Raw genomic sequence first — 12785 nt, 5'->3', positions numbered from 1 at the left:
GCTATGCGCAAAGCATGTTTGAATAAAACTCCGGCCTGGCGCCTGATGGATATGCGTCAATAGCTATATTTTTAATAGCAAACACGCCATCTCACGCCCTTCTCAAGCCTTGAGAAAGATGTCCGTATCCGGCGCAAAACACGCATGCAGCGGCAGCAGCGCCCCGCCCAGCGCCCGTGCGTCCGAGCCCATGGTGCCCAGCTCCAGCCGGGGCGGCTGGTGCAGGCCTTCCCAGTTGTAGTCGGCGAGCGCGTGGCGGGCGCCTTCGCACAGGGCCTGCAGTAGCTCGGGGGCGGCGGCGCCATCGACCACCACGGCGTCCAGGTCCAGGAACGCCGTGGCCGAGACAATGCAGTGCGCCAGGCCCGCAGCCGCACGCGCGATCCAGCCCCGGCTGTGTTCCAGCCACGGGGCTTGCAGCACGCGCTTGTCGTAGGCGGCCATGGGGTCCAGGCCATGTTCGCGAAAGCGCTGCTCCAGCTCCCACAGGGATGCCTGGCTGATGAGCTGCGCAGGGGCCTGGCCCGGCTGGGCCGGTGCCAACGGCAGCGAGGCCACCGCGCCTGCGTTGCCATGCAGGCCCCGGTGCAGGTGTGAATTGATGACCAGCCCGCCGCCCACAAAGGTGTCCATGAACAGGTACAAAAAGCTGGGGATGTCGCGCCCGCGCCCCTGCAGCAGCTCGGCCACGCAGGCTGCGGAGGTGTCTTTGGCAAAGCTCACGGGCAGCTCGGTCATCTGCTGCACCTGCTCGGCCAGGTCGATGTTGTTCCAGGCTTCGGACTGCGCTTCGGTCAGCCCCAGCATGCGGTGCCAGCCGCCGAGCTGGAACGGCGCTGCCACGCCCACGCCCACCACGCGCGAGCGCAGCGGGCCCAGGCCGTCGAGCAGCTGGTTCAGGTGTGTGCGGATGGCGGGCAGCAGCACGTCGATGTCAGGAAAGGCGTAGTCGAGCACGATGCGCTCGCGCACATGGCCGGTGAAGTCCACCAGCAGCCAGTCGGCGCTGCGGCGGCCGATCTTGATGCCGATGGCAAACGCGCCGTCGGGGTTCAGGCCAATCGGCACCGAGGGCTGGCCCACACGGCCGCGCACAGGCGCTTCGCGGCGCAGCAGTTGGTCTTCATCGAGCCGCGCGGTGATGAGGCCGATGGTCTGGGCCGTGAGGCCGGTGACGCGCGCCATCTCGGCCTTGGCCAGGCTGCCGTGGGTGCGCAGCGCCTGCAGCACCACACGTTCATTGAACTGGCGCAGCCCCACGTGGTTGGAGCCGCGCTGGCGCAGCAGCGCGGGGCTGGCGGCAGTGTTGTCAACGGCGGGTAGGGATGCGTCGGTGTCCAGCATGGTGATGAAACGGTCAGGCGTTCAGAGTGTCGCCGATGACGCCCTTGCGCAGCAGGAAGTTCCCCCAGGGCTGCAGTTCGCCCGTCACCACGATGGCATAGGCCTTTTTGACGCGTTCGTAGAACGCAAAACGCTCCACGCCTTCGGCCTGCTCGCTGGCCACACCCTCGCGCGCCAGCACATCCAGAGTCTCGCGCTGCAGGGCCGAGCGGTACGGCACCTCGGTGCCACCCACCTGCATGTAGGCCACGGGGTGCGGCACATCCTGCGCCAGGGGCAGCACGCTGGCCACGGCCTGCACAGCGCGCGCCATGCCAATGCCGGGCAGGCGCAGCACGGGTTTGCCCGCGCCCAGGCTCATGGCGGTGAAGTTGGCGTCGGCCAGCACGATGGCGTCGTCGTGGCCCATCTCGGCCAGCACCTTGAGCAGGTCGGGGGTCAGCAGGGGATCAATGTTTTTCAGCATGGATTCAAGCAAGGCATTCAGCAGGCAAATCAGACGCAGCCATGGCCCCGGTCATCACGGCCACGGTGTCGCTCATGCTGATCTTTTTGGGGTTGACCACGGCGGCGCGCTTGCCCAGGCGGGCAATGTGGATGCGGTCGGCAATCTCGAACACATGGGGCATGTTGTGGCTGATGAGGATGACGGGCAGGCCCTTGTCGCGCACGCGGCGGATCAACTCCAGCACCATGTTGCCCTCCTTCACGCCCAGGGCGGCGGTGGGCTCGTCCATGATGACGACATGGCGGGCAAACGCTGCGGCGCGTGCCACAGCCACGCACTGGCGCTGGCCGCCTGACAGGGTTTCGACCGCCTGCGTCATCGAGCGAATGCCCACCTTCAGCTCAGCCATGCGGGCCACGCTTTCTTCCAGCATCTTCTTCTTGTCGAGCATGCGCAGCGCGCTGCCCAGCAAGCCGGGGCGCAGCAGTTCGCGGCCCAGGAACAGGTTCTCGGCAATCGTCATGGCGGGGGCCACGGCCAGGTCCTGGTACACGGTTTCGATGCCGGCCTTGCGCGCGTCGATGGGGCTTTTGAAATGGATGCGCTGGCCGTCGAGCAGGATCTCGCCTTCGTCCGGCACGGTCGCACCCGACAGCGCCTTGATGAGGCTCGACTTGCCCGCGCCGTTGTCGCCGATCACGGCCAGGATCTCGCCCGCGCGCAGTTCAAAGTCGACACCATCGAGTGCGACGACTTGCCCGTAGCGCTTGACCAGGCCCTTGGCCTGCATCACCAGCGGGGCAGTCGTTTGAGTGGAATTCGTCATCAACGCACTCCTTTGCGCGAGAGTTGGTCGGTGGCCACGGCCAGGATCACGAGGATGCCGGTGACCAGGATTTGGTACACCGACGACACGCCCATGAGCGTGAGTCCGTTACGAAACACGCCCACAATCAGCGCCCCCACGAGCGTGCCCAGGATGACGCCGCGCCCGCCAAACAGGCTGGTGCCGCCCAGCACCACGGCGCTGATGGCGTCGAGGTTTTCGGTCTGCCCGGCATTGGGGTCGCCCGCCCCGGTGCGCGCCACCGACAGCACCGACGCGATGCCGTAGAACAGGCCCGCCAGCACGTACACGCCCAGCAGCACCTTGTCGGTGGCAATGCCGGTAAGGCGTGTGGCTTCGGGGCTGTTGCCCACGGCGTACACGTGGCGGCCCGGCGCGGTCTCGCGCAGCGCAAACCAGGTGACGAGGTACAGCACCAGCATGAGCACCGCGCCCCAGACGATGGCGGTCTGCCCCAGCTGGAAGGTATTGCCCAGTGCGGTCATGCCAGCGGGGATGTCGGTGATGGTCTGCGCGCCCGAATACAGCTGCGTGGCGGCAAACGCGATGTTGAGCGTGCCCAGCGTGACGATGAAGGGCGGCAGCTTGATCTTGGTGACGAGCAGGCCGTTGATCAACCCGAACAGCATGGTCACCGCCATGCCGCAGGCAATCGCCACGGGTGCCGAAAGGCCGTAGTCCGCCGCCATCTTGGTCATCACGATGCCGCCCAATGCCATCACCATGCCACACGACAAATCGATGCCCGCTGTGAGGATGACCAGCGTCTGGCCAATGGCGATGACCGCCACCACCATGACCTGCTGCAGGATGAGCGCGAAGTTCTGCGCCGACAGAAAGCGCTCGCTCTGCGTGGCAAAAAAGGCGCACGCCAGGATCAGCGCGATGAACGGCCCCAGCGTAGCCAGCGGCGGTAGTTTGGAAGCGGTCGAGGACATGGCGGCTCCGTGCGGGTGGACAAAGGTGGCGCTCAGAAAGCAGTTGACGGTTGGGAGCCGATTGCAAAACTCAGCGAAGCGGTTCTGGCTAGGCGCTGCGTCGCAGGCAGTACGGTCGTACGACAAGACGCAGCAACGACGCCAGAAGAGTTTTTCGAACGGCTCTTACTTGGCGCCCCAGCACAGGTCGGTGCCAGTCTTCACATCCTTGCTGTCCACGCCGGCCATGGGCTTGGCAGCGATCAGCGTCACGCCGGTGTCGGTGTAGCCGCTGACCTTCTTGCCGGTCTTGGCGTATTCCACGCCGGCTGCCACGCCCATGGCCGCCATGCGCAGCGGGTACTGCTGGCTGGTGGCGGCGATCACGCCCTTGCCCACGTCGGCAATGCCCGCGCAGCCACCGTCTACCGAGACGATGAGCACATTCTTCTCCTTGCCAGCGGCCTTGAGCGCGTTGTAGGCACCGGCGGCGGCGGGCTCGTTGATGGTGTAGACGATGTTGATGTCGGGGTTCTTCTGCAGGCAGTTTTCCATGCCGGTCTGGCCCTTGGCGCGGTCGCCAAAGCTGTCGGCCATGCAGACCACTTCGGCGGGGCGTGACAGCTCGTTGCTCTTGGCGTCATTCGCCTGCAAACCAAAGCCTTTCAGAAAACCGTTGTGCCGCTGCGCGCCGACCGGATGGCCGGGGAACAGGTCCAGCGTGGCGATCACGGGCTTCTTGCCCGCAGCGGCGGCCTTGGCGTACTGGCCGATCAGCTCGCCCGCCTTGTAGTTGTCGGTGGCAAACAGGGCGTCGGTGGCGTCCACGGGCTCGGTAGGGCTGTCCAGCGCAATCACCATCACGCCCTTGGCCTGGGCCTTCTTGATGGCGGGGACGATGGCCTTGGCATCACTGGGGGTGATGAGGATGGTCTTGGCGCCTGCGGCCATCAGGTTTTCCATGGCCGTGACCTGGCCCGCGTTGTCGCCATCGGTCTTACCAGCAGCAGACACCAGCTTGGCGCCGAGCTTCTTGGCCTCGGCCGTGGCGCCTTCTTTCATCTTCACGAAGAAGGGGTTGGTCTCGGTCTTGGTGATGAGGCCGATCACGGGCTCGGACGTCTGTGCCTGGGCCAGGCCACCGGCAAGGGCGCCGGTGAGGGCAAGGGCAGAAAGCGCGAAGGCGGGGGTGCGTTGCATGGCGTTGTCTCCGGGTTTTGGGATGGCAGATTCCTGTCGGCCCCGTGCTGCGCGGCTGGCAGGTGAACCACTCTTGTCGGGTGGATGGGATCGAACTATAGTGGCCGACAAGTTAATAAATCAAGTGGATTTACTTATGGTTTTCCCTATCCAATCCGCCAACTCCAGCCACGCCCACACGGCACCGCCGCTGCGTGTGGCCACGGCGGGCGAGGCCCTGTTTGACCTGATCGAAGAGCCCGATGGCCGACTCAAGCCCTGCGCGGGCGGCGCGGTCTACAACCTCACGCGCGCGCTGGGCCTGCAGGGCGTGGGCACGCTGTACCTCAACCCGCTGTCGGGCGACCTGCTGGGGCGACAACTGGCGCGCGGCCTGCACGATGCGGGCGTGGCCCTGGCCTCCCCCACGCCTGTGCGTGAGCCCAGCGCGCTGGCGCTGGCCGCGCTGGATGCCGAGGGCAAAGCCAGCTACAGCTTCTACCGCGACGGCGTGGCCGACCGCCAGGTGACGGCCGATGCGCTCATTGCCGCGTGCGCGGCCCAGCCCCACCTGCAGGTGGTGGCCACGGGCTGCCTGGCGCTGATGGCGCAGGACGCCGCCATCTACCAACCCTGGCTGGCGGCACAGCGCGCAGCGGGCCGCATGGTGGTGGTGGATGCCAACCTGCGCCTGTCAGCCGTGGACGATGCCGACGCCTACCGCGCCAATGTGATGGCCGCCCTGCAGCACGCCCACCTCATCAAGGTGAGCGACGATGACCTGGAGGCGCTGGGCATTCCGGGCGCCAATGCCCTGGAGCGCGCCCACTATTTGCAACAACAGACGCAGCCGCAATGGCTAGCCCTCACGCTGGGGCCGGATGGTGCCTGGCTGCTGCAGCGCGACGGGCTGGCCGTGCATGCGCGCGAGGAGGCGCCGATCACGGTGGTGGACACGGTGGGTGCGGGCGATTGTTTTTTGGCGGGCTTGATCACCGGCTTGCTGGCAGGGCCCGAGCGTGGTGAAGAAACGTTGGCTCTGCGCACAGGTGGCCTGACTGCGCCCGTCACGGAAGCCCGGTTGCGCGCCGTGCTGCACCATGCGCTGGCCAGCGCCAGCCACTGTGTGGAGCGGGCGGGCTGCACTCCCCCGCGTTACGAAGAAGTGCGGGAAAGGCTGTCGCTGCGGCGCTCAGCGACCGCAGCGGGCCGATAGCCCTTACTCGGCGGATTTGGTTGCCGGTTTGCGGGCCCGGCTGCGTGGACGCGCAGCGGCCGCCTTGGCGGGTGTCGCGCCTTCTGCCTCAGCAGCAGGGGCCTCGGTTGCAGAAGCTGAGGCCTCGGCACCGGCGGCATCTCCAACATCCACCACGGCACGCGTACCGCGCGCTCGGGGCGTGGTGGCAGCCTTGGGGGAACCAGCAGCTGGCTTGGCACCACCTCCACTGCGGGCGCGGCCACGGCGAGGAGCAACAGGCTCGGCCTCATCGTTCTCAGGAGGCATCTGCTCTGCAACAGCCTCGGCGCCTTCCAAAGCCTCCGAGCGCGCACCCTGCTCAGGGGTTCCCTCGATCACCTGCGCCAATGGCGCGACCTCGGGGGCCACGGGCTGGCTGAAATAGCGGCTGGCCGGGCGCTCTGACGGAGCATCCGTCTGCTCAGACTCCTGTGGCTCAGGGTACGCGTCATTGCGCGACTCGTTGCGCTGCGTGGGACGCGTGTCTGGACGGTCCGCGCCCTCGCTGCGGCGCCCTCGGTTCCGCCCCGACGGGCCCTGCCCTTCGCCACTGTCAGAACGCAACTCAGGAGCTGTCGCCACCGCATGAAAGTCGTGCCGCGTGGCCCCGCCCTGGTTGGCGCGCTCACCGCCTCCATCGGGCCGCGCGGGCGCCGCCGCTGCGCTGGGCTGGCCATGGCTGCGGTACACATACGCGCCCGATTTTTCATCGCGCCCAAACTCCAGCAGCCCACGCGCCTGCGCTTCTTCGAGCAGGTTGCCAAAGGTGCGGAAGCCATAACGGCCTTCGCTGAAATCAGGCTTGCGGCGCTTGATAGCCTCTTTGAGCACCGACGCCCAGATCTTGCCGGTGTCGCCCCGCTCGGACAGCAGGGCCTCAAACGTCTCGGCCGCCAGCTCCACACCCTGGGTGCGGCGCGCATCCTGGGTTTCCTTGCGGCTGCGCTCCTCTTCGGGGCTGCGGCGCGGTGCGGGTGGAGGGGTGCTGCCCGGGGTCTGGCGGCGGGCCTGGGCGCGCTGGTTCTCACGCACCAGGTCGTCGTAAAAGATGAACTCGTCGCAGTTGGCGATGAGCAGGTCCGAAGTGGACTGCTTCACGCCCACACCGATCACCTGCTTGTTGTTCTCGCGCAGCTTGGACACCAGCGGCGAGAAGTCCGAGTCGCCGCTGATGATGACGAAGGTGTTGACGTGCGACTTGGTGTAGCAGAGGTCCAGCGCGTCCACCACCAGGCGGATGTCGGCCGAATTTTTGCCCGACTGGCGCACATGGGGGATCTCGATCAGCTCGAAATTCGCCTCGTGCATGGTGGCCTTGAAGCCCTTGTAGCGCTCCCAGTCGCAATAGGCCTTCTTGACCACGATGGAGCCCTTGAGCAGCAGGCGCTCCAGGATGGGCTTGATGTCGAACTTTTCGTACTGCGCATCGCGCACGCCCAGGGCGACGTTTTCAAAGTCGCAGAACAGGGCCATGCTGATGCTGTCGGAGGGGGATGCCATATCGTGTGTGAGTTCCGTTCAATGCTGCGGATCATCACACGGAACGCATTGCGCCCTCCGAAGGGAGTGGCCTCAGGTCGGTTTGGCCAAGCCCAGTTTCTCTACCAGCGCCTTCTCGCGCGTGAACGTATCCTGCGCAAACTTCTTGTACGCCGACGTGCTCATGTACATGGGCACCATGTCGTAGCGGGCCAGGGCCGTGCGGTAGCTTTCCTGCTCCATGGCCTGCTTGAAGGCATCATGCAGGCGCTTGACCACCGCGTCGGGCGTGCCCTTGGGTGCGCCAATGCCAAAGGGCGAGTTCTGCACCAGGTTCAGGCCCAGCTCCTTGAGCGTGGGCGCATCGGGGAACTTGGCCAAGCGCTCGGCGCCCCAGGTGTTGAGCACGCGCAGCTTGCCGGCCTCGACTTGCGGCGCAAAGCCGGTGGAGTCGGCGGCCGCCATGATCTGCCCACCCAGGATGGATTGCATGAGGTCGGCACTGCCCTTGTAGGGCACATGCAGCAACTCCAGGCCCAGCTGCTGGGCGATGAGCTCCATGGTCAGGTGCGGGCTGGTCATGGTGCCGGTGGAGCCGTAGCTGAGCTTGCCAGGGTTGGCCTTGGCCCAGGCCACGAAGTGTGTCCAGGTCTTGAGGGGCGAATCGGCGGGCACCACCAGGCCAAACGCATAACCGGTGACGTTGAGCACGTAGCTGATGTCCTTGACCGGGTCCCAGTTGATCTTGGTGGTGTAGGGCAGGCGGAACACGCCCAGTGGGATCTGCGCCACCGTGTAGCCATCGGCAGGCACGGTTTGCAGGGCCTGCGCAGGCAGCGTGCCACCCGCACCGGGCTTGTTCTCCACGATCACGGGCTGGCCCAGGATCTTGCTGGCGTTGTCGGCCAGCGACCGCATGGTGATGTCGGTGGGGCCACCGGCCGGGAAGGCGATGACCAACTTGATGGGCTTGTTGGGAAAGCTCTGGGCCTGCGCCATGAATGCGGGGGCGGCGAGGCTGGCGGCTCCCCATTGGATGATCTGGCGACGTTGCATGGCGGGGCTCCTGAAAAAACAAAAACAAAGACTTCGCCATTGGACTGCAGCCCGCGCCGCGAGGGCATGCGGAAACCCCTAGCCGCTGTCGCCCAGGTGCCAGCGGCGGCGCCAACCGCGCCGTATCAAGCCTTGTACGTGGACAACAGAATGCTGGTTTCGGTGTTCGCAATACCGGGCGTGAGGCGAATGCGGCCCAGTGCCGCGTCAAACGCCTCCAGGCTCTCAGCGCGCACCTCGGCCACGATGTCCCAGCGGCCATTGGTGGTGTGCAGCGTACCCACCGTGGGCTCGCCGCGCAGCGCGCGGATGACGGCGGGGGCGGCATTGCCCTCCACCGCAATGCTCATCCAGGCGCGGATGCGCTGGGGCTCGGAGTCGGGCCGCAGGCGCACGGTGTAGCCGGTGATGACGCCGCTCTCCTCCATCTTGTGCAGGCGGTTCTGCACCGTGCCGCGCGACACGCGCAGCTTTTGCGCCAGCGTGGCCACAGGGGTGCGCGCGTCGGCGCGCAAGATGCTGATGATTTCGCGGTCGGTGTCGTCGAGCTTGGTCATAGTGGGTTTCAAAACTGGCAGAACGGCAATTTACCAGTCATTTTGACCAATTCTGAGGCTAGGGGATAGCGGGGTCTGCCAAGAAAATTCTGGAACTCCTTCCCTGTTCTTTCACACACCACCTCGCCATGCATGCCTCAGTCCAAGCCCCCAGCGCCGTTGTGATGGTGCGCCCGCACCGCTTTCACCCCAACCCCGAAACCGCTGCCGACAACGCCTTTCAGGTGCGCACCGCGCAGCCTGCCGCCAGCGACACCTCGCGCCGCGCGTTTGCCGAGGTCACTGCTGCTGCGGCGCAGTTGGAGGACGCCGGTGTGCGCGTGCACCTGTTCGACGACTCCGGCGAGCACGACACGCCCGACGCAGTGTTCCCCAACAACTGGTTCTCCACCCACGCGGGCGGCCATGTGGCGATCTACCCCATGTACGCCAGGAACCGGCGGCGCGAGCGGCGCAGCGATGTCATCGAGCTGCTCAAGGCCGAATATCGCGTGCAGGACGTGATCGACTACTCGGGGCTGGAGGCCGACGGCATGTTTCTGGAAGGCACGGGCGCCATGGTCCTGGACCACATCGGCCGCATTGCCTACACCGCGCAATCCCACCGCGCCGATCCCGTGGCCCTGGAGCGCTTTTGCACGCACTTCAACTACGAGCCCATGGCCTTCGCCACAGCGGACGAGGGTGGTCAGCCTTGCTACCACACCAACGTGATGCTCTGCATCGGCACCGCGTTTGCGCTGGGGGGCTTTCACATGATCACCGACCCTGCGCGCCGCTCTGCCGTGTGCGAGCGCCTGCGCGAGACGGGCCGCGAGGTCATCGCCCTGAGCCCCCACCAGATCAGAGAATTTGCCGGCAACGCGCTGGAGCTCTCAGGCACCCAGGGCCGGGTGCTGGCGCTGTCGGCGCGCGCCGCTGCCAGCCTCACACCGGCGCAGCGGGCCACCATCGAGCAAAGCGCCCGCTTGCTGCCGCTGAACGTGCCAACCATCGAACTGGCGGGTGGATCGGTGCGCTGCATGCTGGCGGGCGTGCACCTGGCACGGCGCAGTGCCAGGGTGTGAAACTTCAGTCAAATCGACTGCTTGCGCCCTTAGGATATGTCTTAATAGCTATTATTTTTATAGCAATCTACCTCGACTAACGACTAGGCGGCGCAGCCTGCACGTCCAGCCGCGCATCGCAACCCACACCCGATGCGATCCAGCGCCGCGCCAGCGCCGACATGGCACGCACTGCCCAGGGGTGGGTGAGCCCCGTCACCCCAGCCGGGTCGGCCACCATGCCGCACCAGTAGCGCTGGTCCGCATCGCTCCAGCGCAGGGCCACGCAGGCGCCCCGGCGGCGACGCGAGACCAGTACACCCAGAGGGCAAGGCTCTGCCAGGCAGCACAGACCACAGCCATTGCAAGGCGCACCTTCGGCCGGCTTGGCGGGTGCTTCGGGATGCAGCCACACCACAATGGATGGGTCAGGGGGTTGTGCAGGCATGGGCGACGGATGGCGTGCGACGCGACGACAGCGCCGCACACGCACCGGCACATTGTGCCGCCAGCAAACCCTTGCACGCACCGAGAGCGCGCAGCATGCAAGTGCGAAGAGCGTGCGGGGCAACCCGCACCCTGCCCATGCGCCATAAAAAAGCCCCTGCAGTTATCGCAACAGGGGCTGAACCGGCCGAAGGGGCCGGGGAGGAAGGCAAGCAATGAGAGGGGTCGAAACGCGGACTCAGCAGCCCAAAGGACGGTTGGGGCGCATGGGCACGATGCCACTCACGCGGAGCGTGGCGCCAGATCCGTCCGAGGCCGTCAGCGTCTTGCTGGTGAACCGCACCTGGTCGCTTTCGCGCACCACGGCGGTGTCGGTGGGTTCGCCGCTGCCGTATTCCTTGCCATCAAACGTCAGGAACACCTGGTGCAGGCTGGTGGCGTCGGGGCGGTAACGGATATCGCCAAAGGCCGTGGCGGACGAGCCCACCTTGTTGGCGCCGTCAAAACGGAAGGTGCACAGCTCCGGCACCGACCCGACAGGGTTCTTCTTGTCCACCTCGGTGAGGTTGAGTGCGCCGTTGCCATAGATGCCATTCAGGCCATCGATGGTGGCGTTGCTCACCGTGAGCACACCGGGCTCATTGCTGGGTGTCGGGTCGTCGTCATTGCCGCCGCCACAGGCGACCAGCAGCACAGAGGCAGCCGCGAGGGCGGTACAGGTCTTGAGGAAATGAAAAGCGTTCATGATGATGGGCGTCCGTAGATGTGGATGGAAGGTGGGGAGCCGATCCCCTGCAACCCATCGTAGAAAGCCCACCCCGCGCAGCGCGTGCGCCATGTTCCGCGTTGTGCGTAGGACATGGGCCGACAGGGGTGTGCACCGACCTGGGGGCTGGCACCCCGGCCACCATACTTTCTCAGCGAGCCAGAACCGCCGCCAGCGCCTTGTCGGTGCGCAGGCCCGGCGTGCTGCATTTCACGCCGCGAAGGACCGCCATTCCAACGCGGACACGGGCCTAGTATGTAATTACACAAGCTTCGCCGATCCATTGCGCCATGCCTGCATCCCCCCACCCCCACGCCTCCCCATCCCAGTCCCCGGCCTCCGCCCAGCAGCGGCTGTGGCAGGAACTCGATCTGCTGTGCCGCCTGGGACTGGGGCTCGCGCCCATCGCGCCGGACGTCTGTGCGGTGCTGCGCGCACTCGTTGGCGCAGAAGCGGCGGCCCTGTTCTGGCTGGACGAGCACGGCCTGCCCGAAGGTTTTTTCCACGAAGACTCGCCCGCCGCAGCGCAGGACCTGTTTCTCAACGAATTCGAGCGTCTGTTCGTCGGCGAGGGCGAGACCAACGTCGTTGCCCTCGCCAGGGCAGACGGCCCCGCAGTGGGCCGCCTCCTCACGCCCGATGCGCAGTACTTTCGCTCCAACACCTACAACCTGCTCATCCGCGCCGGCGGCCACCACCACACGCTGGACCTGCGCGTGGAGGCGCATGGCCGCACGCGCGCCGTGCTGCTGCTGTTTCGCGCGCAAGGCAGGGCTTTTGGTGCGGCGGAAGCGGCCCTGCTGGAGCGCGCATCGGCCAGCCTGCAGCGCGCCTTCGGTCCGGGCCCCATTGCCGCGCACACGCTGCCCCCCCGGCCGGACGGCGGCACGGGTCACATCGTGCTGGACGCCATCGGCCAGCGCCCCGTGCTGGCCGATGCAGCCGCACTGGCGCTGCTGCAAGGTGCGCGACTGCGCGGCCTGGGCGTGCTGGGCCCCCACGCCGCGCTGCCACCCGACCTGGCCCTCCGCCTGGGCGTGCGACCCGGCTGCTCCAGCCACATTCCGGTGCCCCACGGCCTGCTGCTGGCACAGGCCCATGAGCTGCTGACGCCTGCGGGTAACACGGCGCAATGGCTGATCACACTGCAGCTGCAGCGCCCGCGCCAGATCGATGTGGTGCGCCGCGTGCTGCAACTGCCGCTGTCGCCCCTGCAGCGAGAGATCGCCGCCCTGGCGGGCCTGGGCTATGCGCGTGCCGATGCAGCCCCCCTCACCGGCGTGGGCGATGCTGCACTGAAAAAGCACATGCGCTCCATCCTGGAAGCGGCGGGCGCGGGCGATTGGCACGAACTGGGCATGCACCTGCGCGGCTGACACCGCGCTCTGGAAAGAATCACCCCCTGCGCTCTTCCGACGGTCGTGAAACGCTATCAACCATATAGCAAACCAGAGACCGTACC

Annotated in this window: 13 protein-coding genes; 3 read left to right on the top strand and 10 right to left on the bottom strand. The window is 66.5% G+C overall.

Features of this window, described 5'->3' with window-relative positions:
• Positions 1-102 precede the first annotated feature (102 nt).
• The 5 genes from OIN59_RS10580 to OIN59_RS10560 form a co-directional block, all read right to left on the bottom strand.
• Entirely contained in the window at positions 103-1344 is a 1242-nt protein-coding gene (locus OIN59_RS10580; RefSeq protein WP_274110027.1) for an ROK family transcriptional regulator, read from the bottom strand.
• 13 nt (positions 1345-1357) lie between these two features.
• The gene (locus OIN59_RS10575) at positions 1358-1810 is read right to left on the bottom strand and encodes an RbsD/FucU family protein (protein WP_274110025.1); all 453 of its coding nucleotides are present in this window, start codon (positions 1808-1810) and stop codon (positions 1358-1360) included.
• Positions 1811-1814: 4 nt separating this feature from the next.
• Positions 1815-2618 (bottom strand): ATP-binding cassette domain-containing protein, encoded by an 804-nt coding sequence (locus OIN59_RS10570; protein ID WP_274110023.1) that lies wholly within the window; start codon positions 2616-2618, stop codon positions 1815-1817.
• Complete coding sequence (locus tag OIN59_RS10565) at positions 2618-3577, bottom strand: ABC transporter permease (protein ID WP_274110021.1); 960 nt, start codon at positions 3575-3577, stop codon at positions 2618-2620. Before OIN59_RS10565 ends, OIN59_RS10570 begins: the two co-directional genes overlap by 1 nt.
• 165 nt (positions 3578-3742) lie before the next feature.
• Complete coding sequence (locus tag OIN59_RS10560; RefSeq protein WP_274110019.1) at positions 3743-4756, bottom strand: sugar ABC transporter substrate-binding protein; 1014 nt, start codon at positions 4754-4756, stop codon at positions 3743-3745.
• A gap of 136 nt (positions 4757-4892) precedes the next feature.
• On the opposite strand from OIN59_RS10560, the gene OIN59_RS10555 reads away from it, so the two are divergent.
• The gene (locus OIN59_RS10555; RefSeq protein ID WP_274110016.1) at positions 4893-5951 is read left to right on the top strand and encodes a PfkB family carbohydrate kinase; all 1059 of its coding nucleotides are present in this window, start codon (positions 4893-4895) and stop codon (positions 5949-5951) included.
• A gap of 3 nt (positions 5952-5954) precedes the next feature.
• Here OIN59_RS10555 and OIN59_RS10550 read toward each other — a convergent pair whose 3' ends face one another.
• The 3 genes from OIN59_RS10550 to OIN59_RS10540 all read right to left on the bottom strand — a co-directional run bounded on the left by OIN59_RS10550 (position 5955) and on the right by OIN59_RS10540 (position 9064).
• Positions 5955-7472, bottom strand: a complete 1518-nt coding sequence (locus OIN59_RS10550) for an NYN domain-containing protein (protein WP_274110014.1) — start codon at positions 7470-7472, stop codon at positions 5955-5957.
• Positions 7473-7544: 72 nt separating this feature from the next.
• Entirely contained in the window at positions 7545-8507 is a 963-nt protein-coding gene (locus OIN59_RS10545) for a Bug family tripartite tricarboxylate transporter substrate binding protein (RefSeq protein WP_274110012.1), read from the bottom strand.
• A 125-nt stretch (positions 8508-8632) separates the two neighbouring features.
• Positions 8633-9064 carry an Lrp/AsnC family transcriptional regulator gene (locus tag OIN59_RS10540; protein WP_015015737.1) on the bottom strand — a complete coding sequence of 144 codons (432 nt, stop codon included), beginning with the start codon at positions 9062-9064 and terminating at the stop codon, positions 8633-8635.
• 128 nt (positions 9065-9192) lie between these two features.
• On the opposite strand from OIN59_RS10540, the gene ctlX reads away from it, so the two are divergent.
• Entirely contained in the window at positions 9193-10131 is a 939-nt protein-coding gene (ctlX, locus tag OIN59_RS10535; RefSeq protein ID WP_274110007.1) for a citrulline utilization hydrolase CtlX, read from the top strand.
• 76 nt (positions 10132-10207) lie between these two features.
• Here ctlX and OIN59_RS10530 read toward each other — a convergent pair whose 3' ends face one another.
• Together OIN59_RS10530 and OIN59_RS10525 are read right to left on the bottom strand one after the other, a co-directional pair.
• Positions 10208-10558 carry a hypothetical protein gene (locus OIN59_RS10530; RefSeq protein ID WP_274110005.1) on the bottom strand — a complete coding sequence of 117 codons (351 nt, stop codon included), beginning with the start codon at positions 10556-10558 and terminating at the stop codon, positions 10208-10210.
• Positions 10559-10795: 237 nt separating this feature from the next.
• Positions 10796-11302 (bottom strand): hypothetical protein, encoded by a 507-nt coding sequence (locus OIN59_RS10525; RefSeq protein ID WP_274110003.1) that lies wholly within the window; start codon positions 11300-11302, stop codon positions 10796-10798.
• Between the two features lie 311 nt (positions 11303-11613).
• Here OIN59_RS10525 and OIN59_RS10520 point away from each other — a divergent pair, with 311 nt between their 5' ends.
• Positions 11614-12699, top strand: a complete 1086-nt coding sequence (locus OIN59_RS10520; RefSeq protein WP_274110001.1) for a hypothetical protein — start codon at positions 11614-11616, stop codon at positions 12697-12699.
• Positions 12700-12785: the final 86 nt, after the last annotated feature.

Origin of the sequence: Acidovorax benzenivorans (genome assembly GCF_028680575.1) — a bacterium.
In the GTDB taxonomy this organism is placed as follows: domain Bacteria; phylum Pseudomonadota; class Gammaproteobacteria; order Burkholderiales; family Burkholderiaceae_C; genus Acidovorax; species Acidovorax benzenivorans.
This window is presented reverse-complemented; position numbering and strand designations above follow the sequence as displayed.

Bases quoted from the DNA above. Each gene is read 5' to 3' on its own strand.
- OIN59_RS10580 (WP_274110027.1), bottom strand. From the start codon at position 1,344: ATGCTGGACACCGACGCATCCCTACCCGCCGTTGACAACACTGCCGCC.
- OIN59_RS10575 (WP_274110025.1), bottom strand. From the start codon at position 1,810: ATGCTGAAAAACATTGATCCCCTGCTGACCCCCGACCTGCTCAAGGTG.
- OIN59_RS10570 (WP_274110023.1), bottom strand. From the start codon at position 2,618: ATGACGAATTCCACTCAAACGACTGCCCCGCTGGTGATGCAGGCCAAG.
- OIN59_RS10565 (WP_274110021.1), bottom strand. From the start codon at position 3,577: ATGTCCTCGACCGCTTCCAAACTACCGCCGCTGGCTACGCTGGGGCCG.
- OIN59_RS10560 (WP_274110019.1), bottom strand. From the start codon at position 4,756: ATGCAACGCACCCCCGCCTTCGCGCTTTCTGCCCTTGCCCTCACCGGC.
- OIN59_RS10555 (WP_274110016.1), top strand. From the start codon at position 4,893: ATGGTTTTCCCTATCCAATCCGCCAACTCCAGCCACGCCCACACGGCA.
- OIN59_RS10550 (WP_274110014.1), bottom strand. From the start codon at position 7,472: ATGGCATCCCCCTCCGACAGCATCAGCATGGCCCTGTTCTGCGACTTT.
- OIN59_RS10545 (WP_274110012.1), bottom strand. From the start codon at position 8,507: ATGCAACGTCGCCAGATCATCCAATGGGGAGCCGCCAGCCTCGCCGCC.
- OIN59_RS10540 (WP_015015737.1), bottom strand. From the start codon at position 9,064: ATGACCAAGCTCGACGACACCGACCGCGAAATCATCAGCATCTTGCGC.
- ctlX (WP_274110007.1), top strand. From the start codon at position 9,193: ATGCATGCCTCAGTCCAAGCCCCCAGCGCCGTTGTGATGGTGCGCCCG.
- OIN59_RS10530 (WP_274110005.1), bottom strand. From the start codon at position 10,558: ATGCCTGCACAACCCCCTGACCCATCCATTGTGGTGTGGCTGCATCCC.
- OIN59_RS10525 (WP_274110003.1), bottom strand. From the start codon at position 11,302: ATGAACGCTTTTCATTTCCTCAAGACCTGTACCGCCCTCGCGGCTGCC.
- OIN59_RS10520 (WP_274110001.1), top strand. From the start codon at position 11,614: ATGCCTGCATCCCCCCACCCCCACGCCTCCCCATCCCAGTCCCCGGCC.